The sequence below is a fragment of the Zunongwangia endophytica genome (assembly GCF_030409505.1).
Classification (GTDB): domain Bacteria; phylum Bacteroidota; class Bacteroidia; order Flavobacteriales; family Flavobacteriaceae; genus Zunongwangia; species Zunongwangia endophytica.
This window is the reverse complement of the sequence record NZ_JAUFPZ010000002.1, coordinates 3,699,652-3,725,158: the sequence shown is the minus strand read 5'-3', so window position 1 is coordinate 3,725,158 and position 25,507 is coordinate 3,699,652. Positions and strand designations below refer to the sequence as shown.

The window sequence follows — 25,507 nt, the reverse complement described above, 5'->3', positions numbered from 1 at the left end:
CGAATTTAACACCTAGCCTATGCAAAATTTTACTTTGAGGATTAGGGGAACTAAATTGTTCCTATTATCCTTTGTATTATTTATGGGAGGTTTGTCGATGCATGGCCAGCAAGCTGGTTGTCCAACAGCGGCAAATACCGACCAAAATCAGACTTTCTGTTACCTACAAACTGTAGGAGAAATAGAAACTGATGGAACTACAGTTTACAGAACTCAAGATTCTGAGAATCCTATTCCTAGTAATGAACTACTGGAAAATGGAGCAACTTACTTTGTAGGCAATGCCGATGGAGATTGCACTTCAAGAATAGCTGTTACAACAACAGTTAACTCAGCTCCCGCTCCAGTTTCTGGATACGGAACTACCTTTTCACCTACTCTTGGATCTTCAGCAGATTCTTTTGATGTGGATGATTTAATTTCGACTTTGGTAGACGACAACCCAGGAATGACTTTGGTTGTATTCGCAGATCAATATGATACCAATTCACTTCCAGGGAACACTACTTTAATTGCTGAAAATTCATATTGGGTAGGACAGACAGGTAATGTATGTCCTTCTGAAAGATTGGCTATTAGATACGATCCTATAATCGCAGAAGCTCCAACAGGAGATGCTCAGCAAACTTTTTGCCCGGAGGCAACAGTTGCAGATCTAGTAGCCAATGGCACTAGCGCAAATACTCAGGCAATTCGTTGGTACAGCACTGCGACTTCTAATCCTGCCTTGGATGATGACGTAATATTGGTAGATGGAGAAACTTATTATGCTACTCAGGTTATTAACAACGTGGGGTCTCCTTTACCTCCAACAGAGAGTGAAGATAGATTTGAAGTTACCGTAACTGTTATAGAGCCTGTTAATGCTGGTGATGACAATACCGCTGCATTATGTTCTATTGAAGCTGCTCTTGACTTATCAACTCTTATTTCTGTTGATGCTGATACAGATGGGACTTTCACACTAAATGGAACAGATCTTAATGGTCAATTTGATCCGTCAAATTATGCTGATGGAGATTATACTGTTATTTACTCCGTTGAAGATGAATGTACTTCTGACGAAGCTACCTTCACAATAACAGTAACTGAGCAACCAGACGCTCCAGTAATTGCTGATGTAGAATTTTGTGAAACAGATAATGCTACTGTAGCCGATCTAGGTACAGATGCAAATGTTTCTATTTATGATGATGCAGCTTTAACTACAGAACTTACTCCTTCAACTGTCCTACAAGATGGAACTTATTTCGCAGTTGCTAATGACGGATCTTGTACTTCTGAAACTACTGACTTCGAGGTTACAATTTCTGAGCAGCCAGATGCTCCTATCATTGCAAGCCAAACATTCTGTGAAAATGACAATGCTACAGTTGCTGATTTAGGAACTGATGCTACCGTTGCTGTATACGATGATGCAGCTTTAACAACCGAACTTGAGCCTACTACTCCACTAGCTACGGGAACCTATTATGCTGTTGCCACAAATGGTTCTTGTGTATCAGACGACACAGAATTTGACGTAACTATAACACCAGCAGCAACACCTGAAGCTGGAGATGACAATTCTTTCGATGTTTGTATTAATGATACTATCGAACTTACTGATTACCTAAGTAGTGATGCTATTACTACAGGTACTTTTGCAGGAAACGGCGTTTCTGGAACACAATTCTCTGTGTCTACAGCGGGTGATTATACTATTACTTATACTGTAAATAGCACTAACAGTTGTATTACTAGTGGATCTGATTCGGCTACTTTTACAATTACTGTAAATACGCCTGCTGATGCAAACGCTGGTGAGGATATGGATTTCGATGCTTGTGTTAATGAGTCTATCGATCTTGTAGCTTATCTTTCTGACGATGCCATCACTTCTGGGGAGTTCACTGGAGATGGAGTAACTGACGGAATGTTCATGGCTACTACTGCTGGAAACTACACTGTAACTTATACTATAGATGAAGATGATTCTTGTGTAAATGCAGGTACTTCTGATTCAGCTACCTTTACAATTACTGTAAATACGCCTGCTGATGCAAATGCTGGTGAGGATATGGATTTCGATGCTTGTGTTAATGAGTCTATCGATCTTGTAGCTTACCTTTCTGACGATGCCATCACTTCTGGGGAGTTCACTGGAGATGGAGTAACTGATGGAATGTTCATGGCTACTACTGCTGGAAACTACACTGTAACTTATACTATAGATGAAGATGATTCTTGTGTAAATGCAGGTACTTCTGATTCGGCTACTTTTACAATTACTGTAAATACGCCTGCTGATGCAAACGCTGGTGAGGATATGGATTTCGATGCTTGTGTTAATGAGTCTATCGATCTTGTAGCTTATCTTTCTGACGATGCCATCACTTCTGGGGAGTTCACTGGAGATGGAGTAACTGACGGAATGTTCATGGCTACTACTGCTGGAAACTACACTGTAACTTATACTATAGATGAAGATGATTCTTGTGTAAATGCAGGTACTTCTGATTCAGCTACCTTTACAATTACTGTAAATACGCCTGCTGATGCAAATGCTGGTGAGGATATGGATTTCGATGCTTGTGTTAATGAGTCTATCGATCTTGTAGCTTACCTTTCTGACGATGCCATCACTTCTGGGGAGTTCACTGGAGATGGAGTAACTGATGGAATGTTCATGGCTACTACTGCTGGAAACTACACTGTAACTTATACTATAGATGAAGATGATTCTTGTGTAAATGCAGGTACTTCTGATTCGGCTACTTTTACAATTACTGTAAATACGCTTGCTGATGCAAACGCTGGTGAGGATATAGAGTTTACATCTTGTGTAGACCAGACAATTGACTTATTTACTTACTTAAGTGAAGATGCGCTTACTTCTGGTGACTTCACTGGAGATGGAGTAACTGACGGAATGTTTACAGCAACAGAAGCTGGTGCTTACACAGTAACTTATACGGTTGATGAAGGTGATCCTTGTGTGAATACTGGTACTTCTGATTCAGCTAGTTTTACTATCAATGTGTTTAGCACAGACAGTATTGGTGAAATTCAAGACCAAACTTTTTGTTCAAACGTAGAAACTGATCTTTACAGTATTTTAGAAGACGGTGTAAATAACACAGGTACTTTTGAGGGATATGCAAATGGTTTATTCAACGAAACAACACCTGGTGACTACGAAATAACCTATTCATTAGATGAGACTGCCCCATGTGTTGATGGTCCACTTTCTACCACTTTTACGGTTACGGTTTTAGAAACAGTGACTGCAGGTGAGAATATGACTGTGGTTGTTTGTGCAAATGATGAAACCATTATTTTAGCAGACTATTTAAGCGCAGATGCTACGAACGGTGGTAATTTCACAAATGAAAACAACGCTACAGTTACGGAATTTGATCCAAGCGCAGCAGGTGACTTCATATTTACTTACACAGTAACAACTATTAATGAATGTGGTAATGAAAATGCTACTCTAACGATAACAGTAAATGAACTTCCGGATGCGCCTAGTGTAACAGATCTAAGCTTTTGTGCTATTGATGGTGCTACCGTAGCTGATTTGGCTGTTACTGGAAATGGTGTTACTTATTACTCAGAAGCTGAAGCTGAAGATGAGGATATGTTAGATGCTACTGATGTACTAACTTCTGGAACATATTATGCCACTCAAATGAATGCTTCTGGATGTGAATCTGAAACTGCTGCCATAAATGTAACAGTGAATGATCCAGAAACTCCAGTAATAGATGATAGTGATTTCCAAATTTGTGAATTTGACGAAAGAACTATCTCCTATCTTACTGATGGAATTACAAGCGGAGGGGAAATTACATGGTACGATTCTGAAGAAGGTGGACAAGCTTTAAGCGAAGGTTTACTTTTAGAGGATGGAATGACTTATTATGCTAGTACATTCGATAGTGCAACAGGTTGTGAAAGTGCAATCAGAAGAGCTTACACAGTAAACTTTACTGATTGTGAACTAATCTTCCAAGAAGGTATATCTCCAAATGGTGATGGTATGAACGACACTTTTGATATACAATATCTTGCAGATGAATATCCAAACTACGTAATTGAAATCTACAACAGATGGGGTAATATGGTGTACAAAGGAAATACCAGTACGCCAAACTGGGATGGTACATCTACAGAATCTTCAGTCGGAGATAATGTACTACCTGTAGGAGTATACTTCTATGTGATTGAATTCAATGACGGTGCAACTCCTGCTAAACAAGGAAGAGTATACTTAAGCAGATAATTAGGATAAACTAGAAAGAAATGAAAAATACAATCACAAAATATCTAATATTTATAGGCATTATCCTTTTCTCCGCAAAAGGAATGTCTCAGCAGGATCCTGTGTTCACACAATACATGTATAACATGAGCGTTGTGAACCCGGCATATGCTACAGATGACCCAGGGATGTTAAACCTTGGTGGAATCTACAGAGCTCAGTGGGTAAATGTTGACGGTGCACCTCGCACCGCCAACTTCTTCGCTCACACTCCGATAAGCGAAAGAATTGAGGTTGGTTTAACCGTAGTTCACGACGAAATTGGAGATTGGGTAAAAGAGAATAATATTACAGCAGATTTCGCTTATGTATTACCATTAAGCAACAACAGTAAATTATCTCTTGGTGCAAAAGCTGGTATAACTACTTTCGATTCTAATACAAGCGGAATTATACTTCCAGATCCTAATGATCCAGCTTTCAATAGCTACAATGAAACCTTTCCAGTATTCGGTGCTGGTGCATTTTGGTTTAGCGACAACTACTATTTAGGTGTATCTGCCCCAAACCTTTTCACTGCGAAGCATATCGAAAACGAACAAGGAATTCAGGGAATTGGAGAAGAAGAAATTCACTACTTTTTAACAGGGGGATATGTATTTGACCTTAGTCCAAGTGTAAAACTAAAACCTGCATTTATGGCTAGAGGTGTAAAAAACTCTCCATTATCTGTAGATGTAACTGCAAATGTTCTTTTATACAATCGTTTAGAAGCTGGTCTTGGTTATAGATTTGATGAGTCAGTAACTGGATTGGTTAACTTTAAGATCACTCCTCAACTTCGTGTAGGTTATGCGTATGATTATACCACAACGAATTTTGGAAACTACAACGACGGTACTCATGAAATCATGGTATTGTTTGATATAGATTTATTCGGTTTAAACAAAGGATACGACAAGTCTCCTAGATTCTTCTAAAAAAGATTAATATGAAAAACATTTATAGTACATTATTAATATTTCTTGTAAGCATCACAGCTTTCGGACAAAGGTCTGAAATCAGGAAAGCCGACAAGCTTTTCGCTCAGCGTGCTTACATAGATGCTGCTTCGACGTACGAAGGAGTATCAGAAAAGGACCAGGAAGTTCTTCAAAATCTTGGAGATGCTTATTTCTACACGAATCAGATGCAAAACGCAGCTGGAGTGTATTCAACTTTATTCGAAAGACATGAGGAAACTGTAGCACCTGAATACGAATTCAGGTACGCACACTCACTTCGTGCTACTAATAAAAATGATGAAGCAGATAAGTATTTCGCATCTTACTATGGTAAAGATGTAGACATGCAAGAGTTTGAAGAAAGCATTGTAGATTCGAGTAATCTATACATCTACGAACCTCAAATGGTAGCTGCAGATAACGCTGCATCTTCAGATTTTGGAATCTCTTATTTTGGAGAAGATAAAATCGCATTTGCTTCAACAAGAAATACAGCTCGCCCTATTTATCCATGGAACAAAAAACCTGCATTAGATTTATATACAGGTGATATTTCTGAAGAAGGTGAGATTAGCAACGTAGTACTTTTCTCTGATGCTATTAATACAGATGAGCACGAAAGCTCTGCAGTAGTTAGTGAAGATGGAACAGTAATGTATTTTGACAGAACTAATGAAAAGCGTTTTAAAACTGAAGAAGGTCTTAGAGTTGCTAACATTAGAATTTACAGAGCTGAATTAGTTGATGAACAATGGACAAATATTGAAGCACTTCCTTTTACAAGTGAAGAGTTCTCTACAGAGCATCCAGCTTTAAGCCCTGATGGTTCTACACTTTATTTTGCTAGTGATATGCCAGGAGGACAAGGAGGTTTTGACCTTTATAAAGTTTCTGTAAATGATGACGGAACTTATGGAACTCCAGAAAATCTTGGTGCTGGAATTAACACAGAGCACAGAGAGCAGTTTCCATTCGTTAGTGAAGACAATGTTCTTTATTTCGCATCAGATGGCCATATGGGATTTGGAAACTTGGATGTTTACAAATCTGAAGGTGATTTCACTGAAGCTGAAAACTTAGGAAGCTCTATAAATAGTGCCTACGATGATTTCGCTTTTATTATCAAAGAAGGTGAAAAGAAAGGATTTTTGACATCTAACAGAGGTGGTAACGACAACTTATATTCTTTCACAAAAACTAAGTATGTTAAGAAAACCAGACAAATTGATATTCCTCACGAAAATAAAATTTACTTCGAATTCGATAAATCTGAAGTTACTGCTGAATATCAAGAAGTGTTAGATAAAGTTATCGATATCCTTAAAGATAGTAAGGCTACAAATATTAGAATCGCTTCTCATGCAGATGCAAGAGGTTCTGATGAGTATAACCTTAAGCTTTCACAACGTAGAGCTGATGCTACTAAAGAATATTTAGTTGGCAACGGTATTTCTTCTGAAAATATCACTACAAAAGGTTACGGAGAATCGCAACCAGTAAATGATTGTACTGAAGCAAAAGGATGTACAGAAGAAGAATATGCTAAAAACCGTAGAAGTGTAATCACGTTTACTACTATGGAAGTTGTTGAAGACTAATTAACAAAACTTCATAAAACTTAAAAGCTCCGGTATTACCGGAGCTTTTTTTATTTCTACTATTTTGCTATTTCAACTAAATCGAATCTTTACACCTCAATCGTTCTATTGCATATCAACCCGACCTAGGGTCGAATTGTAAACTTATACTACAGATCAGGTTGAAGTTTATCTTAAATCGTAACAATACACTTCTGCAATAACATATCTATCCAATCAAGATATCTAGATATCGCTTTTTAAGAGCTCTAGGAAATCCGCTCTAAATACAATAATCGTTATAGTTTAGAGATGAATATTGATAACAATAATATGAGAAAAATCTTCACTGTAAAAGTTCAAAGCAGTCTGGCAAAAAGCATAAAAGATTAGATTTAATTTATAGGAGGATATCCTTCCAGAGCCTTAGCTATAACTTTGTCGAATAGAGCTTGGCGTTGATCTGGATTTGCATTTTTATTGAATTTCACTTCTACCTCAGCCTTCCAAATTAGAGCATCTTTCTCCACATCAATAAAGTCAATAATAAAGCGTAAATAGTCTTTTGGACCGCCGAGAGGAATACCTCCAGAAACTCCTACTCCTACGTTTCCGCCGCCGCTTCCAATACCAACACCTAGAGTATTCGAGTTTTGCTCCTGAAATTGTTCTGTATACAAATTCACATACATATCAGGATTCTTTTCCACGAGCGCTAAATTCTTCTCGCGCATAAAATGATCGATGCTATTGATGATTCTTTTTTCATCTAACTGACTCATCCCCGTCTGAAAATCCGGGAACAATTGATAGCTTTTGTAAAGATCAAAATTAGTTTGAGCATCGTAATCGTAAACCGTCCTAGGGGTGTTACAGGATGCTACTAGTAAACTGAATAAAATGAGTTTAAATATTAATTTCATATCGAATAATTTCTGACGTATTTAAAATTAATCAAAAATCATCCCACTTCATTGTTTGCAAATCAGTTAGCAAAAGAAGTTCAAAATAAAGAATATGAAAAAATGAAGTTAGTTTTTATGCTCTGGATCTTTGTTAAGCATTTCCCACAATTTATCTTTAAGCTCAGTTAGTCCTTGTTGTGCTACAGAGGATATAAAATGATAAGGTACAGGAAGATTTTCATCTAATTCAGCCTTTAACTCCGTTTTCAATTCCTCGTCCAGCATATCTGTCTTAGACACCACTACTAATCGATCTTTATCCAACATTTCAGGATTATAACGTCGAAGTTCGTCTAATAAAATTTCGTATTCCTTCGCTACGTCTTCAGCATCTGCTGGCACTAAAAATAGTAGGGTCGAATTTCGTTCAATATGTCTTAAAAATCGATAGCCAAGCCCTTTTCCTTCCGCAGCACCTTCAATAATACCAGGAATATCCGCAACAACAAAAGATTTGAAATCACGATACTTTACAATCCCAAGATTGGGTTTTAGTGTAGTAAATTCATAATCGGCAATTTTAGGTTTTGCCGAGGTAATTACCGATAGTAAAGTAGATTTTCCTGCGTTAGGAAAACCTACTAAACCTACATCGGCTAATACTTTAAGCTCTAAAGTAATATCTAATTCTTTACCATCGATACCCGGTTGCGAATATCGTGGTGTTTGATTTGTAGAAGATCTAAAATGCCAGTTACCCCGGCCTCCCATTCCACCTTCAGCAATAATAATTTCCTGACCATCTTCCGTAACCTCATCAATGATTTCCTGAGTATCGGTATCACGAATTACAGTTCCTAAAGGTACATCTACAATCTCATCCTGACCATCGGCACCAGAACTTCGTTGCTTACCTCCGTTACCACCGTGTTCAGCTCTTACATGTCTTCTAAAGCTAAATTCGACTAATGTCCAAAGGTTTTTATTACCACGCAAGATCACATGGCCACCACGACCACCATCACCGCCATCGGGACCTCCCTTAGCTACATACTTTTCACGATGCAAATGTGAAGATCCAGATCCTCCTTTTCCTGAAGATACATGTAGCTTTACGTAGTCTATAAAATTGCCTTCTCTCATTATCTAATTTCGAATTATAATTTATCGATTACGTTGCTGATTCTCTCTGTAATTTCTTCTACAGAACCTACTCCATCAACACCGTAATATTTATCTTGTTTCTTGTAATACTCTTTTAAAATGGCAGTTTCGTCATAATACACTGTAATTCTGTTACGAATTACCGCTTCATCTGCATCATCTTTTCTACCAGAGGTTTTACCTCTTTCCAACAAACGCTTCACCAAAACCTCATCTTCTACTTCTAAAGCAATCATTGCTTTTACCTCTGTTCCTTTACCGCTTAGAGAGCTGGCCAAAGCATCGGCTTGATTCTCGGTTCTTGGAAAACCATCAAATATAAAACCTTTTGCATTTGGATTGTTTTCCACCTCAGCATTAAGCATATTGATAGTAACCTCATCTGGCACTAGCTGACCTTTATCAATAAAAGACTTTGCAGTTAAACCAAGTTCTGTTTGATTCTTGATGTTGTATCTAAAAACATCGCCTGTAGAAATATGTACTAACTGATATTTCTCTTTTAAAATATCTGCCTGAGTTCCTTTGCCCGCTCCGGGAGGGCCAAAGAGTACCAAATTTGTCATGTTATGTTATTTTATTTACGATTTACGTTTGTATACTGCTGTAAGGTTTCTTCCTAAACCATCATAGTCTAAACCATAGCCTACAATAAATTCATTAGGGATTTCAATTCCTGCGTAATCAATTTTTATACTTCCACGATACATAGAAGGTTTATAAAATAATGTCGCTACTTTATAGTCACTAACATTTTTTTCTTTCAAAATTTTATCCAGCTCTTGTAACGTACCGCCGGTATCTACGATATCCTCTAAGATGACCACTTTTTTACCAGCAAGCGATTTATTAAGTCCTATAAGTGTTCTTACATCTCCGGTGGATTCTGTACCCTCGTAAGATCCTAACTTCACAAACTGAATATCACACTCTCTTTTGAACTTTTTCATCACTTCGGAAGTAAACATGAAAGAGCCATTTAGCACACTTAGAAAAACAGGACGCTCATTTTCATAATCTGCGTTTAGCCTTTCTGTGATTTTTGCTATTGCTGTATCAATTTCTTCCTCACTTACATAGGGTTCAAAAACAATATCGTGTATTTTTACCAAAACCTGATTTTTTTAAGGAAGCAAAGATACGGAATCTCATTTACAACACTCCCCCAATTTCTGCAAGAATAAATGGTACAATCAACCTTAAAAATTTATTTTTGCACAAACAGCACGAAATATGATTAATTACTTTTCTTCAGATTTTAAACTTGGTATCCTGGGTGGTGGGCAATTAGGTAAAATGATGCTTTACGACACGCGTAAATACGATATCCAAACCTATGTTTTAGATCCAAATAGTGAAGCACCTTCCAGAATTGCCTGTGATCATTTTGAGCAAGGCGATTTAATGGATTTTGATACGGTTGTTAACTTCGGAAGAAAAGTAGATATACTAACGTTTGAGATTGAAGGAGTAAATATTGAAGCCCTAAAAAAACTAGAGGCTGAAGGTATCAAAACGTATCCAAGTGCTGCTACGCTAGAAAAAATTCAGAATAAAGCTATTCAAAAAGAATTTTATACTGAAAAAAATATACCAACAGCTCCATTTAAAAGGTATCAAAAAATAGCAAATCTTATCGCAGATGTCGAATCTGGCGCCAGATCTTTACCGTTTGTTTGGAAAAGTGCGACGGGTGGTTACGACGGAAAAGGAGTATCTGTAATTAAGGAAGCTGAAGATTTACAGAAACTGCCAAATGCTGAATGTATTGCTGAAGAAATGATCCCGTTTAAAAATGAGCTTGCCGTGATCGTTGCCAGAACACCGAGTGGTGAAGTAAAAACCTATCCGGTGGTAGAAATGGAATTTCATCCCACTGCCAACCAGGTAGAATATGTAATTTGTCCGGCTAGAATAGAAAACCATGTTGCGGAAAAAGCTAGAGCGATTGCAAAACAAGTTTCTGAAGCTTTTGAACATGTAGGCCTTTTAGCAATAGAAATGTTTCAAACCGAAAACGACGATATTTTAGTAAACGAAGTTGCGCCAAGACCTCACAATAGCGGGCATTATAGTATCGAAGCTAGTTATACCAATCAGTTTGAACAACATATTCGCGCTATTCTAGATTTACCTTTAGGAAATACCGATAGTAAAGTTGGTGGAATTATGGTGAATCTTGTTGGAGATAAAGATTATGAAGGTGAAGTTGTTTATAAGAATATCGATACCATTATGAAAATGGATGGCGTAACACCTCATATCTACGGAAAAAAGATTACTCGCCCTTTCAGAAAGATGGGACATGTTACTATTGTAAACAAAGATATCAATGAAGCACGTAATATTGCGGAACGAGTTAAAGGAGAAATTAAAGTAATTAGCAGAAGTTAGAAGTTAGAAGTTAGAAGTTAGAAGTTAGAAGTTAGAAGTTAGAAGTTAGAAAGCTTGCTATATCGGATTTAATCAAAAAATTTCTAGCGATTATTTATTAATAAAGCATAAAAAACTGATAGCTAAAAGTATAAAAACACATATTATGAGCAAAGTAGGAATTATAATGGGAAGTACTAGCGATCTGCCGGTAATGCAGGAAGCAGTAGATATTTTACAAGGATTTGATATTGAAGTTGAAGTCGATATCGTTTCTGCGCATCGAACTCCTGAAAAATTATTCGACTACGGAAAAAATGCTCATACTCGCGGCATCAACGTGATTATTGCTGGTGCTGGTGGTGCAGCGCATCTCCCGGGAATGATTGCTTCACTTTCTCCCCTACCCGTTATCGGAGTTCCTGTAAAATCTAGAAATTCTATCGATGGTTGGGACTCTGTACTTTCTATTTTACAAATGCCCGGCGGCGTACCTGTCGCTACTGTTGCTCTCGATGGCGCAAAAAACGCCGGTATTTTAGCTGCACAAATTATTGGCGCTGCCGATAAATGTGTTCAGGATAAAGTATTGGTGTACAAAGAAGGTCTAAAAGAAAAAGTGATTAAAGGCGCTGAAGAAGTTAAGAAGAAGTAACCTCTAGATCGCTGCGCTATTAGCAGTTAGAATTAAGCATTGAGATCGCTGTGCTTTTAGATTCTAGAACATAGACAATAGATCATGGAAGCAAAATTCAAGATTAATAATACTTATTTTGACTTTCAAATGCTGAATTTTGAATTAATAATTACTTCCTGATTTCGAAAGAAGCGCAGTGTAATTGAATTTTAAAAAATTGTTTCTTGCGAATATCCTCTGATGACTGGATAAATCCATCAACTCGTGGCTCAACGTCATGCTGAACTTGATTCAGCATCTCATAAAGGTTTTATTCTGTGTCAGACACGGAATAAAACCTTTTTTATTCAGCAAAAATCTCATTAATGCTCATTGATCACTGTTTATTGATTATTGCCAACTGAAACCCTGCCAATTCGTCCGAACAAAAACTTCAAATTCGTTAATTCTGGCAATCAATCTTAAAAACCTGAAATTAGGTAACTAATCTCGGTTATGGCTTAGGCTTTGTACTTCATTAATTCGAAAAAATTGAATGTATATGAATACAGATAATCCATTATTAAAGGATTTTAATTATGCTCCTTTTTCAAAAATTAAAACGGAACATTTTAAGCCTGCAATAACCGAAGCCATACAACTAGCAAAGTCAGAGATCGAAGTAATTGCTTCAGCAGCAACTGAACCAACTTTCGAAAATACTATAGAGGAATTAGAATTTTCAGGAGAAAAGTTAGATCGAGTTACTAGCATTTTCTTCAATCTTAATTCTGCAGAAACCAATGCAAAAATTCAGAAAATCGCTCAAGAAGTCTCTCCTTTATTATCCGAATTCAGTAATGATATTATTCTGAATGAAGATTTATTTAAACGTGTAAAAGCGGTTTACGAGCAAAAAGATGCGCTTGACTTAACTACGGAACAAAAAACGCTTTTAGATAAAAAATACAAGTCTTTTTCTAGAAACGGAGCCAATCTTCCGAAGGAAAAGCAAGAAGAATTACGCGAAATCGATAAGCAACTTGCTGCCTTAAGTTTAAATTTTGGTGAAAATGTTTTAGCTGAAACCAATAAATTTGAACTCCAGATCACCCAAGAAAAAGATCTTGATGGCCTACCGGAAAGTTTTAAAGAAGAAGCAAAAACAGTAGCTGAGTCTAGAGAGAAAAAAGGTTGGATTTTCACTTTAGATTATCCAAGTTACATTCCGTTTATGAAGTATGCGAAAAATCGTGAGCTCCGTAAAAAAATGGCTATAGCTTTTGGTGCTAAAGGATTTAATGGTGATGAATTAGACAATCAAGAAAATGTTCTAAAAATCGCCAAACTTAGATATCAGCGAGCACAACTTTTAGGTTTTGAAACTCATGCGCATTTTGTATTGCAAGAACGAATGGCAGAAACTCCTGAAAAGGTAGATAGTTTCTTGAATGAACTTCTTGAAAAAGCTAAACCTGCTGCAGAAAAAGAATTTCAACAATTAGAAGATTTCGCGAAAGAATTAGATGGTATCGACCATCTAGAGAAGTGGGATTCGGCTTACTATAGTGAAAAATTGAAGCAGAAATTGTTCAATTTGGATGATGAAAAGCTAAAACCATATTTCAAACTAGAAAATGTAATCGACGGAGTTTTCACCATAGCGAGTAAATTATACGGACTTCAGTTCAACGAAACTCAGGAAGTAGAGAAATATCATCCTGATGTAAAAACGTATAATGTTACCGATGAAAATGGGAAAAATATTGCATTATTTTATGCCGATTTTCACCCAAGACCGGGAAAACGTGGTGGCGCATGGATGACAGAGTACAAATCGCAATTTGTAAAGAATGAAAAAGAAGAACGCCCGCATGTTTCTATCGTTTGTAATTTCACAAAACCAACAAAATCGGAACCTTCATTATTAACTTTTAATGAAGTAACGACTCTTTTCCACGAATTTGGGCATGCCCTTCACGGTATGTTAGCAAATACAATTTATCCAAGTTTATCGGGACCTAACGTATATTGGGATTTTGTGGAATTACCTAGCCAAGTTTTAGAAAATTGGTGTTACGAAAAAGAAGCGCTACAACTTTTTGCAAAGCATTATAAAACCGGAGAAGCTATTCCGATGGAATTGGTTGAAAAAATAAAAGAATCTTCTAGCTTTCAAGAAGGAATGCAAACCGTTCGTCAATTAAGCTTCGGAATGTTAGATTTAAGCTGGCATGCTATAGACCCTTCTACTGTTGAAGATGTAAAAGCGCACGAAAAACAAGCTTTTGAAGCTACAAAACTCTATCCTGATGTTCCGGAAAATTGTATGAGTACCGCATTTTCTCATATTTTCCAGGGAGGATATTCAGCAGGATATTATTCTTATAAATGGGCAGAAGTTCTAGATGCCGATGCTTTTGAATATTTTAAAGAACAAGGAATTTTCAGTAAGGAAGTTGCCGATAAGTTCAAAAACAATATTCTGTCTATGGGCGGCACCGAACATCCTATGACGCTTTATAAACGTTTCAGAGGAGAAGAACCAAAACCCGATGCTCTACTTAAAAGAGCAGGATTAATTGAAAAGTAGAAGGTAAAAAAATCGTCATTCTGAACTTGATCCAGAATCTCATCCAGTTAAAAACGTGATGGGACCCTGAATCAAGTTCAGGGTGACGACTACTTCAGATCCAAAACATTTTTCAAAGCATATAAACCATTCTTCAGTATAAATAAGTTTTCTTACTTTTACCTGATAATCTCACGACAAAAAAATGTCAACGCATAGCATAGATCCAACTAAATGGGTAGATAAATACTCAGATTATCTCTTCAATTATACAATTGTAAGGGTAAACGATCGTGAGGTTGCTAACGATCTTATTTCTGAAACTTTTCTTGCCGGTCTCAAATCGATGGAAAATTTTAAGGGTGAAGCCAGCGAACGAACCTGGTTAATCTCTATCCTTAAACGTAAAATTATCGATCATTACCGCAGAAGTAATTCTAAGAAAGGACAGGCAGAAGTTCATATTAATTATCGTGACGGTGAAAATGATGGTGACTGGCTGGAAGAGCAGGTTGCCGATCAATTTGATAAAACTGCCGAGGACGAAATGGAAAATACAGAACTGGGAATGGCAATTCTGGACTGTTTAGAAAAAATTAATGCTAAGCATGCAACCATTTTTAAAATGAAAACTATAGATGGTATAGATACCGATGTAATTTGTAAAGAATTCGATATCACTCCGTCTAATCTTTGGGTAATAATCCACAGAGCCAGAACAGCTTTAGCAGCTTGTCTGGAAAAAAACTGGTTTTAACTATGCAAGAAGAAAAGAAATATATTGATTGCGATAAGGCCGAATGCTGCTGTGATAAAGGTCAGTATAAAGAAGCTGACTTGATAGAAAAAATGCAGCTTTTAGAGCATTTATCAGAATGTCCTCGTTGTAGAGAATATAGCGAGCGTAATACGCGTTTAACTAAACTTATCGAGAAAGCAAAATTAGAGTGCTGCTCGCCAGACGAGAAAGAATGCTGGCGTAAAGCTATCGAAGAAGAGCTTAGAAAATCTCACCTAGAATAACCAAAATAAGCACCCAAAATATTGGCGCAGCTTCTACCCAAAAAGAAGAATAAAATTTGTTTTGTTTTGTTCTCGAGGCCAACAACATTAAGATAACCAAAACTGCGAATATTGCCAATCCCGGCAAACTATGTTCAACAGCATTAGTTTTAAAAAGTTCTAAACCTACCGCTAAAAAAAGCAAAACACCTCCAAAGATTTTCGTGTTCTTTACTCCCAATAGCTGCGGAATGGTTTTTAGTGATGCATGATCATATCTTAAATCTCTAATTTCAAAAGGAAGCATCAAAACTACATGTATTAATATTCGTTGAATTATAGCTATAATTTTATCCTGAAGTGAAATCTCATAATGATGTAATAAGGGTAACAAAACTCCGGTTCCGGTAGCTGTAATTGCTATTACAAACACTTTAATACCGGCGATATTCCTTAAATTTTGATGTCCTTTTAAAACAGGTGTTGCGTAAAGCAAGGTTAACATTCCCAGTATAGTCGAAACGAAAAGTGTTTTGTAATCTTGTTTCAGTGTATACCACAATAAGGCTATAAAACAGAAAAACGAAAACACCTGTATAATCTTTAAATTCTCAGCAAGACTGGAATGATGCAAACCGGCAACACTGGCGTATTTTACAAAATTATAGCTGGTAACCGTTCCGAAGAAAATAAACCAGAGCAGGTTTTGATCTACCGCAATTCCGAACTCTAAAAAAGTGACCAGTGTAAAACAAACCACAGCAATCCCGGTGTGGATACTGGAATTTAAATAAAGATTAAAAAGATATTTTAGCGACTTCACCCGGCTAAAATAGGCAATTCTAATTTCAATTTATTTTTACGAAAAATGAACGTCAAAATTTTAAGCTATACTTCTTTATCAGACGTTAAAAAATCTTTAAAACTGTGTCGCCTAATCTTTAAAGATTTACGATGAAATTGTGTAATTTCGCGCCATCAAAACACAACTACAATATTGATGAGAACAGATTCTTTTGCCCTTCGACACATTGGTCCTAAAGAAGAAAATCTTAAAGAGATGCTACAGACTATCGGCGTTGATAGTTTGGAGCAGCTTATCTACGAAACAATCCCAGATGATATTCGTTTAAAACAGCCCCTAAATTTACCAAAAGCGCTTAGTGAGAATCAATACGCCGAGCATATTGGAAAGTTAGCTGCTAAAAATAAGGTTTTCAAATCTTACATTGGCCTAGGTTACCACCAGGGAATTATGCCTGCGGTAATACAACGTAATGTTTTAGAAAATCCGGGTTGGTATACGGCTTATACGCCTTATCAAGCTGAGATTGCTCAAGGAAGATTGGAAGCTTTGCTAAATTTCCAAACCATGGTAAGCGATCTTACCGGAATGGAAATCGCCAATGCCTCGCTTTTAGACGAATCTACTGCAGCGGCAGAAGCTATGGCTTTACTATTTGCAGTTAGAGATCGTAAGCAAAAAAAGGATAATGTAAATAAGTTCTTTATTTCTGAACAGGTTTTACCACAAACCATCTCATTAATTAAAACCCGTGCAGAATTTTTAGGTATTGAAATCGTACTTGGCAACCACGCCGAATTCGATTATTCTTCTGAATTTTTTGGGGCTTTAATTCAATATCCTGGAAAGCACGGACAAATTTTCGATTATGCAGATTTTGTAAATAACTGTAATGAAAATTCGATAAAAGTAGCTGTAGCTGCAGATATTTTAAGCTTAGTAAAATTACAAGCTCCTGGAGAATTGGGAGTAGATGTAGTTGTAGGAACAACACAACGTTTTGGAATTCCATTAGGTTACGGTGGGCCTCACGCTGCTTATTTTGCAACTAAAGAGGCTTACAAAAGAAACCTTCCTGGGCGTATTATTGGTGTAACTAAAGATGCCGATGGTAATCGTGCGCTAAGAATGGCGTTACAAACCAGAGAGCAACATATAAAACGTGATCGTGCAACCTCTAACATTTGTACTGCACAGGTTTTACTTGCAGTAATGGCAGGAATGTACGCAGTTTATCACGGTCCAAAAGGATTACAATATATTGCTGATACCGTTCATTATTCAACAACAAACTTAGCTTCACAATTAGAGAGTTTAGGATACGAGCAGGTAAATTCAGCATACTTTGATACACTTCAGATAAAAGCAGATGCTGAAAAAATAAAAGCTGCTGCGGAAGCTAAAGAATATAACTTCTATTACCCTAATGCTGAAACTGTAGTTATTTCGTTAAATGAAACTACTACTACAGAAGATGTAAATGCGGTAGTTTCCATTTTTGCTGAAGTAGCCAGTAAAGAAACTGAAGCGCTTTCAGAATTAAAAGAAATCAGCGCAATACCAGAATCGGTTTCTAGAAAAACAGATTTCTTAACTCACGACGTTTTTAACGCATACCATTCAGAAACTGAATTGATGCGTTATATCAAAAAATTAGAGCGTAAAGATCTTTCACTAAATCATTCGATGATCTCTTTGGGTTCTTGTACCATGAAGCTAAATGCAGCTTCAGAAATGCTTCCGCTTAGTAATCCGCAATGGGGAAATATTCATCCATTTGCTCCGGTAGAACAAGCTGAAGGTTATCAAATCATTCTTAAAGAACTGGAAGATCAGTTAACCGAGATTACTGGTTTTTCTGCTACTTCTTTGCAACCAAATTCTGGTGCACAAGGGGAATATGCAGGATTAATGGTGATTAGAGCGTATCATGAAGCTGAAGGCCAGGGACATCGTGATGTTTGTCTAATTCCTTCTTCTGCACACGGAACCAATCCAGCTTCTGCAGTAATGGCGGGAATGAAAGTAGTAGTGACCAAAGCTACCGAAAATGGAAATATAGATGTTGATGATCTAAGAGAAAAAGCTATTGAGCATAAAGATAATCTTGCAGCTTTAATGGTAACTTACCCATCTACTCACGGTGTATTCGAATCGGCTATTAAAGAAATTACTCAGATTATCCACGATAATGGCGGGCAGGTTTATATGGATGGTGCCAATATGAATGCTCAGGTTGGTTTGACCAATCCTGGAAATATCGGTGCTGATGTTTGTCACTTAAACCTTCATAAAACCTTTGCGATTCCACATGGTGGCGGTGGTCCAGGTGTTGGTCCTATTTGTGTTGCAAAACAACTAGTGCCGTTTTTACCAGGAAATCCAGTAATTAAAACTGGCGGAGAACAAGCCATTGGCCCAATTTCTTCAGCTCCTTGGGGATCTTCTTTAGTGTGTTTAATTTCTTATGCATATATCAAAATGCTTGGAAGCGGCGGACTTCAGAAAGCTACCGAACATGCGATCTTAAACGCAAATTATATTAAAGAACGTCTTTCAGATCATTATAAAACGTTATACTCTGGAGAAAGAGGACGTGCAGCTCACGAAATGATTATAGACTGTAGACCATTTAAAGACAATGGCATCGAAGTTACAGATATTGCTAAGCGTCTAATCGATTATGGATTCCATGCGCCTACAGTATCGTTTCCTGTGGCAGGAACGGTAATGATCGAGCCTACAGAAAGTGAAAGTAAAGCTGAGTTGGATCGTTTTTGTGATGCGTTGATCTCTATTAGAAAAGAAATTGAAGAATTAAGTGCAGACGACACTAACAACGTGTTGAAAAATGCACCTCATACTATTAAAATGCTTACTTCAAGCGAATGGAGTTTCCCTTATAGCAGAGAAAAAGCAGCTTTTCCACTAGAATATATTGCAGACAATAAGTTTTGGCCTACCGTTCGCCGAGTAGACGAAGCTTTTGGAGACAGAAACCTTATGTGTACCTGTCCTCCGATAGAGGAATATATGGAAGCTTAATCTGATAACACTTATTTTTAAGAGGCTATCAAAATTGATAGCCTTTTTTTATAGATTTCAGAATAACCAATTAACATTTTGTTAGGATTGCGAACAATAATTCTTATATTTCATTACTAATTCAAATTGACGGATGAACATCAAGATCACTGGAACGGGAAGTTATATCCCAAATGTAATTACTAAAAATGCCGATTTTCATCTGCATGAATTCAAAAATCTGGACGGTAGTGACTTTCCTCACTCCAACGAGGAGACTATAGAAAAATTTAAAGCAATCACCGGTATTGAAGAACGTCGCTATATCGATGATTCTCTTAACACCTCAGATATTGCTTTTTTGGCAGCGCAAAAAGCAATAGCATCTTCTAACGTAGATATTGAAACGCTAGATTACATTATTGTTGCTACCAATTATGGTGATGTTAGTAAAGGATCTATACAAAGCGACACGGTGCCAAGTATGGCTACACGTGTAAAAGCTAAGTTACGCATCAAGAATCCAAAATGTGTATGTTATGATGTTCTTTTTGGATGCCCTGGCTGGATTGAAGGAATGATACAGGCACAAGCTTTTATTAAGTGCGGTATGGCCAAAAAATGCCTAGTTATAGGAGCCGAATCACTTTCTAGAGTTGTAGATCAACACGACAGAGACAGCATGATATTTTCTGATGGTGCTGGTGCCGCTATTTTAGAAGCAAGCGAAGAAACCGGCGGTATTTTAGCGCACGAAACAGCTACGCATTCTTTAAGTGAATCTAAATATATTTATTTTGGAAAATCGAACAATCAGGAAACTGATTCTGATACGCGTTTTATTAAAATGAATGGTCGCAAAATTTACGAATTTGCGTTGATCAATGTTCCGAATGCGATGAAGTCTTGCCTAGAGCAAAGCGGAAAAGGAATTGATGATCTTAAAAAAGTATTTATCCATCAGGCGAATGAAAAAATGGATGAAGCTATTATCAAACGTTTTTATAAATTGTTTGGCAAAAAAATCCCAGAAGGCGTGATGCCGATGTCTATTAAAGAATTGGGAAATAGCAGTGTTGCAACAGTGCCAACATTATTAGATTTGGTAGTGAACAAAAAGATTGAAAATCAGGAATTGCAAAAAGGTGATATTATTTTGCTGGCCAGTGTTGGTGCCGGTATGAATATTAATGCAATAGTATACGAATATTAAAATGTACGAGAATACCTATCCCGGTAAACGATTTCAAAAAACACTAGAATTTTTAAACAAACATGTTAAAGCACCTTCTAATATTTTAGATCTGGGAATTCAAAACCCTTTTTCTGAAATTATGCTGAAGGAAGGATACGAGATCACCAATACAACTGGTGAAGATTTAGATGAGAAATTTGATATTGTAAAGCAAGATTTCGAAGTCGTTACTGCCTTTGAAATTTTTGAACATTTATTGAATCCTTATACGATTCTAAAAAATATTGAAGCCGATAAATTAGTGACTACCGTGCCGTTAAAATTATGGTTTTCTGAAGCATATCGTAGTAAAACCGATATGCGTGATCGCCACTATCATGAATTTGAAGACTGGCAATTCGATTGGCTATTAGAGAAAACGGGATGGAAAATCAAAGATCGCTTACAATGGACTAATCCTGTGAACAAGGTTGGAATTCGGCCGATTTTTAGACGATTTACTCCGCGTTATTATGCAGTTTATGCGGAACGAAAATAGAACAATTTAAAGTTATTGTATCGTTAATCGTTAGTTGTGTGTCATTTTTGAAGAGTCTGGATTCAATAACGCAACCATTTCACTTTTTTTGTATCTCTCTAGTACAGAATTATATAAACTGAAACTATGAAAAAAGTATTATTCTCCATTTGTATATTACTCCTTGGCGCCTGTGAATACAGGGATGATGATATCTCTAATGAAACAACTTCCTCAGATATTACAGCTATAATGGAAGAAGGAATTATTATTGACACAATCAACTTAGACTATGCAACTATTTATCAAATCCCTGATAATTTCCCTGTAATTAAACCAAACTCAATAACTGACTTTATAAATAAAAATGAGATTTTAGTTTATTTTGATTTCATATCTAACAGTCGTGAAACTTTAATAGAGTATTATAGAAAAATAGATGCCGAAAATGCAAAAGATGGTTTCATTATAGACCGCCAATTACTATATTATGACAGACTTGAAAGTGTTACCGTAGAGGTAAAAAAGAATGACGATCAATTTTATACAATTAATAACGACTCTGATGTCATAAAATTTATTTTGACTCCAGAAATCAATAGTCAACATACTTTTGCAAAGTATGAATTGACAATAGAAGAATTTGTATCGAGATGTAAAGAATCATTTCCAGAATACATTGTTCTATCTTTTGATAGTAAAGAGACTGAAGTAGACACTTATATTTTTAGAACAACATTTAAATTTAATAATAACAAAGAGTTTACTTTAACTACAAATCAAATCGAGTATTAATCAAAATTTCACTAAGGATACAAACCCTCATAGACTACTAGTAAATACCCGGAAACAAACCCATGAGGCATTTGTATGATATCATTCTCATTTTGAGATATCTTTTTCGAAAAAACTTCGATTTATAAAATTTATTCTGAAATTATAGAATATCGTAAGTTTACGCTAAACTTTAGCTTTTGAAAATTTACATCGCCATACCGGCACACAACGAAGCAGATTTTATTGGATTAACCCTTCAGTCTTTGGTTAGCCAAACTTTTCTACCAAGTAAAATTGTTGTCGTAAACGACCAAAGCACCGATGACACTCCAAAAATTGTTCAGGATTTTATCGAAAAGCATCCTTTTATTCAGCTAAAAAATACCACCTCTTCTGAGGCGCATCAACCGGGAAGCAAAGTGATCAATGCTTTTAATGCTGGTTTAGCAGAATTAGATGAAAACTATGATCTGATCTGTAAGTTCGATGCTGATTTGATTTTTCCTGAAAATTACTTAGAAACTATCGTTGAAATTTTCAAAAAAGATTCAAAAATCGGAATGGCCGCCGGACATTGTACGATCGAAAAAAATGGCGACTGGATTATCGAAAATCTTACCGATAAAGATCACATTCGGGGTGCTTTAAAATGTTATCGCAAAGAATGCTTTACAGCTATTGGAGGATTAAAACCTGCGATGGGCTGGGATACGGTAGATGAGCTTTTAGCCCAGTTTCACGATTGGAAGATCGAAACTACTGAAAAACTGCACGTAAAACACTTAAAACCTACCGGAGCTAATTATAACACCAAAGCTTCTCGCTACAAACAGGGAAAAGCATTTTATAGATTAGGATATGGATTTTTAATTACAGGAATTGCTTCAGCCAAATTAGCTTTTATGAAAAAAGACTACGGTCTATTTCCGTCGTATTTAAAAGGCTATTTTCAGGCAAAAAAAGCAAATGAACCTTTATTAGTTTCCAAAGAAGAAGGAAAATTTATTAGAGACTTACGCTGGAAAAAAATGAAGGGCAAAATTATTAAATAACAACATTTATTTTTTGACTACAGAATTGAATAAACCATCTTAGGTAAAGCCCATAAGTCATAGTCCGGAAACGAATTTTCAATTTCAAGGCAAGCCATCGAATATCAAACCGTTTGGCGGTGCCAATAAAAAAAGCTCCTGAATTTATCTAAACTCAGGAGCTTTTTAGTTATTTCAGTTTATTTTATTCTGAAGCTTTATCCAACATTATCGCTAATGGTTTACCACTTGTAGCATTAGGATATTCTATTCCTAAAATTGCTGCCATGGTTGGCGCAATATCCACAATCTCTGAACGCTCGTAAGTTTCCCCTTTTGGTACGCCTGCTCCAAAAAACAGCAATGGGGTGTGCGTATCATAGTTAAAAACACTACCATGGGTAGAACCTTTACCGTAACCACTTCCCGGATGCGTTACTATAATTACATCTCCACTTCTTTTTTGGTTGAATCCGTTTTGAACAACATAACCTAATCCATTAGAAAAGTTGTTGCCCTGTAACTCACTTCGAGTATACACTTTATAAACACCTGGCTGCTGAATTAAAAAATGTTCGATTTTCGTTTCTACCTCAGCTGGATTCAAATCATTATCTGCTATGTATTTGTAATCAAAAAATATCTGATTGTTTGATACATTTTTGATAAGTCCGTCGCCAAATTTTTCCGTAGAAAAAGCAGAAAAGTCTTCTTCCAATTTATCATAATCTAAATCTCCGGTTGGGATTCTATTCTTATCAAGAAAACCACCAACATGACCACCACCATGATCTGCAGTAAGGAAAATAGTATATTCTCCTTCTCCAACATTTTCATCTAAATAACTTAAAAGATCAGATAGATTTTTATCTAATCTTAGGTAAGTATCCTCTACTTCTTTAGAGTTTGCGCCAAAGTTATGCCCTACCTTATCGGTACTAGAAAAACTAAGGGTTAAAATATCGGTATCTTCATCTTTACCTAAATCTTCTCCTTTAATTGCTGCAAGTGCAAAATCCAAAGTGATATCATCACCATATGGTGTTTGAGGAATCAGGCTATATTTACCATTTTTCTTACTTAATTTTTTAAGATCATAGGGAAAAGTAGCTTTATCCTTTCCTTTAAAACCGTTTTCAAAATCATTATCATCTTCCCCACTTTCTGTGTAGGTTTCAATGTCGTAAAGTGTATTCCATTCTTTTAGGTAAGAATCTGCTTTTCCAGATTTATTGAAATCCTCAACCCATTCAGGTAATTCTTCCATGTAATACGTGCTTGTGATAAATTTCCCATCGTTACCACCAGAGTACCAATAAGCACCATTTGCTGTATGTCCCGCCGGAAGAATAGAACCACGATCTTTAATAGATACTCCGATTGTTTTTCCTCTAAACTGCGTGTTGAGTCTGTTTTGATCTGATAGCGTCGTCGCTTCGATACGATGCGGAGACATTTTACCTGCATCGGTTTTAGTGCCAACAGATTCTACATCATCGTCCTGTGCGCAATACACCATTTCTCCCGCAAACTTATCATACCAGTTATTGCCGATAATCCCATGATTCATTGGGCTAGTTCCTGTCCAAACAGAGGTATGTCCCGGACCGGTGTAAGTTGGCGCGTAATTGAAATGATTATTTCTAAAGTTAAAACCTTCCTTTATTAAGCGTTTAAAACCGCCCTCTTCATATTTATTCCAAAACTTATTCAGGTAGTCATATCGCATCTGATCGACTACGATTCCTACTACCAATTTTGGTTTTTTATTTTTGAATTCTGATTGCTGTGCTTTTGTAGAGAAAGCAAAAAGCAACATAAATGTTGCCAGGTATATTCGTTTCATAATAACTATTTTGAAGAATGCTTCAAAAGTAAGAAACTTATAAATTTAAAGATTAATTCTACGTTAAATACTTTCGAAGTAAAATTTAGTATTTTAGCTTTACAAAAATTGTTTAATGACCTACCTGCACTCCATTGGCGAATACTTTATCATGCTGAAAGGTATATTTGCCAGAATGACCAAAAGATCGGTCTTAAAGGATCTTATATTTAAGGAAATCGATGAACTTATCATTGGTTCGATGGGTATTGTATGTTTTCTCTCTTTTTTTATAGGAGCAGTTGTTGCAATCCAAACGGCACTAAACCTCAACAACCCATTAATTCCTAAAAGCCTCGTAGCCTATGCAGCGCGACAATCGGTGATTTTAGAATTTGCTCCTACTTTTATTTCCATAATTATGGCAGGTAAAGTGGGCTCTTTTATAACATCAAGTATCGGATCTATGCGGGTAACCGAACAAATTGATGCTTTAGAGGTTATGGGAATCAACTCTAAAAACTACCTGATTTTCCCTAAAATTGTAGCGATGATGACGTATCCTTTTGTTATCGCTATCTCTATGTTTTTAGGAATACTAGGCGCTTATGTTGCTGCAGTATTTGGAGGATTTGTATCTCCCGAACAATTCATTACAGGATTACAGGATGATTTTACTACATTCCATCTTATATATGCATTCATAAAAACATTTCTGTTTGCAATTATTCTTTCTACTGTTCCCGCATATCACGGGTATTACATGAAAGGAGGAGCCTTAGAGGTTGGTCATGCAAGTACCACTGCATTTGTTTGGACCAGTGTGGTACTTATTGTTACCAACTATGTTGTTACTCAATTATTACTTAGTTAA

The 25,507-nt window shown here is 36.5% G+C and carries 20 protein-coding genes; 14 read left to right on the top strand and 6 right to left on the bottom strand.

Annotated features, from left to right (window positions below):
- The first annotated feature begins 19 nt into the window (after window positions 1–19).
- Genes QWY91_RS16185 through QWY91_RS16175 form a run of 3 tightly spaced genes read left to right on the top strand, consistent with a single transcriptional unit; the run spans window position 20 to window position 6,848 of the window.
- Window positions 20–4,267, top strand: coding sequence for a T9SS type B sorting domain-containing protein (locus tag QWY91_RS16185; protein ID WP_290236534.1), 4,248 nt, complete (start codon window positions 20–22; stop codon window positions 4,265–4,267).
- 20 nt (window positions 4,268–4,287) lie between these two features.
- A complete protein-coding gene (locus QWY91_RS16180; protein ID WP_290236533.1) occupies window positions 4,288–5,226 on the top strand; it encodes a PorP/SprF family type IX secretion system membrane protein in 939 nt (312 codons plus the stop codon).
- An 11-nt stretch (window positions 5,227–5,237) separates the two neighbouring features.
- Complete coding sequence (locus QWY91_RS16175) at window positions 5,238–6,848, top strand: OmpA family protein (protein WP_290236532.1); 1,611 nt, start codon at window positions 5,238–5,240, stop codon at window positions 6,846–6,848.
- A 374-nt stretch (window positions 6,849–7,222) separates the two neighbouring features.
- On the opposite strand, the gene QWY91_RS16170 is transcribed toward QWY91_RS16175, so the two are convergent.
- The 4 genes from QWY91_RS16170 to hpt form a co-directional block, all read right to left on the bottom strand.
- On the bottom strand, window positions 7,223–7,750 hold the full coding sequence (locus QWY91_RS16170; RefSeq protein ID WP_290236531.1) for a DUF4136 domain-containing protein: 528 nt from the start codon (window positions 7,748–7,750) through the stop codon (window positions 7,223–7,225).
- 108 nt (window positions 7,751–7,858) lie between these two features.
- Window positions 7,859–8,875, bottom strand: a complete 1,017-nt coding sequence (gene obgE / locus QWY91_RS16165) for a GTPase ObgE (RefSeq protein WP_290236530.1) — start codon at window positions 8,873–8,875, stop codon at window positions 7,859–7,861.
- A 14-nt stretch (window positions 8,876–8,889) separates the two neighbouring features.
- On the bottom strand, window positions 8,890–9,462 hold the full coding sequence (locus QWY91_RS16160; protein ID WP_290236529.1) for an adenylate kinase: 573 nt from the start codon (window positions 9,460–9,462) through the stop codon (window positions 8,890–8,892).
- A gap of 15 nt (window positions 9,463–9,477) precedes the next feature.
- Complete coding sequence (gene hpt / locus QWY91_RS16155) at window positions 9,478–10,008, bottom strand: hypoxanthine phosphoribosyltransferase (protein WP_290236528.1); 531 nt, start codon at window positions 10,006–10,008, stop codon at window positions 9,478–9,480.
- 121 nt (window positions 10,009–10,129) lie between these two features.
- Between hpt and QWY91_RS16150 the strand changes: the two genes are divergently transcribed.
- The 5 genes from QWY91_RS16150 to QWY91_RS16130 all read left to right on the top strand — a co-directional run bounded on the left by QWY91_RS16150 (window position 10,130) and on the right by QWY91_RS16130 (window position 15,480).
- Window positions 10,130–11,290, top strand: a complete 1,161-nt coding sequence (locus tag QWY91_RS16150) for a 5-(carboxyamino)imidazole ribonucleotide synthase (RefSeq protein WP_290236527.1) — start codon at window positions 10,130–10,132, stop codon at window positions 11,288–11,290.
- 145 nt (window positions 11,291–11,435) lie between these two features.
- Window positions 11,436–11,924, top strand: a complete 489-nt coding sequence (gene purE / locus QWY91_RS16145; protein WP_290236526.1) for a 5-(carboxyamino)imidazole ribonucleotide mutase — start codon at window positions 11,436–11,438, stop codon at window positions 11,922–11,924.
- Window positions 11,925–12,447: 523 nt separating this feature from the next.
- Window positions 12,448–14,478 carry a M3 family metallopeptidase gene (locus QWY91_RS16140; protein WP_290236525.1) on the top strand — a complete coding sequence of 677 codons (2,031 nt, stop codon included), beginning with the start codon at window positions 12,448–12,450 and terminating at the stop codon, window positions 14,476–14,478.
- 184 nt (window positions 14,479–14,662) lie between these two features.
- A complete protein-coding gene (locus QWY91_RS16135) occupies window positions 14,663–15,214 on the top strand; it encodes a sigma-70 family RNA polymerase sigma factor (protein ID WP_290236524.1) in 552 nt (183 codons plus the stop codon).
- A gap of 2 nt (window positions 15,215–15,216) precedes the next feature.
- A complete protein-coding gene (locus QWY91_RS16130) occupies window positions 15,217–15,480 on the top strand; it encodes a hypothetical protein (protein ID WP_290236523.1) in 264 nt (87 codons plus the stop codon).
- Here QWY91_RS16130 and QWY91_RS16125 read toward each other — a convergent pair.
- Window positions 15,458–16,282, bottom strand: coding sequence for a UbiA prenyltransferase family protein (locus QWY91_RS16125; RefSeq protein ID WP_290236522.1), 825 nt, complete (start codon window positions 16,280–16,282; stop codon window positions 15,458–15,460). The genes QWY91_RS16130 and QWY91_RS16125 overlap by 23 nt on opposite strands.
- A gap of 177 nt (window positions 16,283–16,459) precedes the next feature.
- Between QWY91_RS16125 and gcvP the strand changes: the two genes are divergently transcribed.
- The 5 genes from gcvP (at window position 16,460) to QWY91_RS16100 (ending at window position 22,829) form a co-directional block, all read left to right on the top strand.
- On the top strand, window positions 16,460–19,309 hold the full coding sequence (gene gcvP, locus QWY91_RS16120) for an aminomethyl-transferring glycine dehydrogenase (RefSeq protein WP_290236521.1): 2,850 nt from the start codon (window positions 16,460–16,462) through the stop codon (window positions 19,307–19,309).
- A 133-nt stretch (window positions 19,310–19,442) separates the two neighbouring features.
- Entirely contained in the window at window positions 19,443–20,501 is a 1,059-nt protein-coding gene (locus QWY91_RS16115) for a 3-oxoacyl-ACP synthase III family protein (protein WP_290236520.1), read from the top strand.
- A gap of 1 nt (window position 20,502) precedes the next feature.
- Window positions 20,503–21,021, top strand: a complete 519-nt coding sequence (locus tag QWY91_RS16110) for a methyltransferase (RefSeq protein WP_290236519.1) — start codon at window positions 20,503–20,505, stop codon at window positions 21,019–21,021.
- A gap of 126 nt (window positions 21,022–21,147) precedes the next feature.
- Window positions 21,148–21,795, top strand: coding sequence for a hypothetical protein (locus QWY91_RS16105; protein ID WP_290236518.1), 648 nt, complete (start codon window positions 21,148–21,150; stop codon window positions 21,793–21,795).
- Between the two features lie 179 nt (window positions 21,796–21,974).
- Entirely contained in the window at window positions 21,975–22,829 is an 855-nt protein-coding gene (locus tag QWY91_RS16100; protein WP_290236517.1) for a glycosyltransferase family 2 protein, read from the top strand.
- Window positions 22,830–23,013: 184 nt separating this feature from the next.
- On the opposite strand, the gene pafA is transcribed toward QWY91_RS16100, so the two are convergent.
- Window positions 23,014–24,654, bottom strand: coding sequence for an alkaline phosphatase PafA (pafA, locus tag QWY91_RS16095; RefSeq protein WP_290236516.1), 1,641 nt, complete (start codon window positions 24,652–24,654; stop codon window positions 23,014–23,016).
- 115 nt (window positions 24,655–24,769) lie between these two features.
- On the opposite strand from pafA, the gene QWY91_RS16090 reads away from it, so the two are divergent.
- On the top strand, window positions 24,770–25,507 hold the full coding sequence (locus QWY91_RS16090; protein ID WP_290236515.1) for an MlaE family ABC transporter permease: 738 nt from the start codon (window positions 24,770–24,772) through the stop codon (window positions 25,505–25,507).

Bases quoted from the DNA above. Each gene is read 5' to 3' on its own strand.
- QWY91_RS16150 (WP_290236527.1), top strand. From the start codon at position 10,130: ATGATTAATTACTTTTCTTCAGATTTTAAACTTGGTATCCTGGGTGGT.
- obgE (WP_290236530.1), bottom strand. From the start codon at position 8,875: ATGAGAGAAGGCAATTTTATAGACTACGTAAAGCTACATGTATCTTCA.
- gcvP (WP_290236521.1), top strand. From the start codon at position 16,460: ATGAGAACAGATTCTTTTGCCCTTCGACACATTGGTCCTAAAGAAGAA.
- QWY91_RS16090 (WP_290236515.1), top strand. From the start codon at position 24,770: ATGACCTACCTGCACTCCATTGGCGAATACTTTATCATGCTGAAAGGT.
- purE (WP_290236526.1), top strand. From the start codon at position 11,436: ATGAGCAAAGTAGGAATTATAATGGGAAGTACTAGCGATCTGCCGGTA.
- pafA (WP_290236516.1), bottom strand. From the start codon at position 24,654: ATGAAACGAATATACCTGGCAACATTTATGTTGCTTTTTGCTTTCTCT.
- QWY91_RS16175 (WP_290236532.1), top strand. From the start codon at position 5,238: ATGAAAAACATTTATAGTACATTATTAATATTTCTTGTAAGCATCACA.
- QWY91_RS16105 (WP_290236518.1), top strand. From the start codon at position 21,148: ATGAAAAAAGTATTATTCTCCATTTGTATATTACTCCTTGGCGCCTGT.
- QWY91_RS16110 (WP_290236519.1), top strand. From the start codon at position 20,503: ATGTACGAGAATACCTATCCCGGTAAACGATTTCAAAAAACACTAGAA.
- QWY91_RS16140 (WP_290236525.1), top strand. From the start codon at position 12,448: ATGAATACAGATAATCCATTATTAAAGGATTTTAATTATGCTCCTTTT.
- QWY91_RS16170 (WP_290236531.1), bottom strand. From the start codon at position 7,750: ATGAAATTAATATTTAAACTCATTTTATTCAGTTTACTAGTAGCATCC.
- QWY91_RS16160 (WP_290236529.1), bottom strand. From the start codon at position 9,462: ATGACAAATTTGGTACTCTTTGGCCCTCCCGGAGCGGGCAAAGGAACT.
- QWY91_RS16135 (WP_290236524.1), top strand. From the start codon at position 14,663: ATGTCAACGCATAGCATAGATCCAACTAAATGGGTAGATAAATACTCA.
- QWY91_RS16180 (WP_290236533.1), top strand. From the start codon at position 4,288: ATGAAAAATACAATCACAAAATATCTAATATTTATAGGCATTATCCTT.
- QWY91_RS16130 (WP_290236523.1), top strand. From the start codon at position 15,217: ATGCAAGAAGAAAAGAAATATATTGATTGCGATAAGGCCGAATGCTGC.
- QWY91_RS16115 (WP_290236520.1), top strand. From the start codon at position 19,443: ATGAACATCAAGATCACTGGAACGGGAAGTTATATCCCAAATGTAATT.
- QWY91_RS16185 (WP_290236534.1), top strand. From the start codon at position 20: ATGCAAAATTTTACTTTGAGGATTAGGGGAACTAAATTGTTCCTATTA.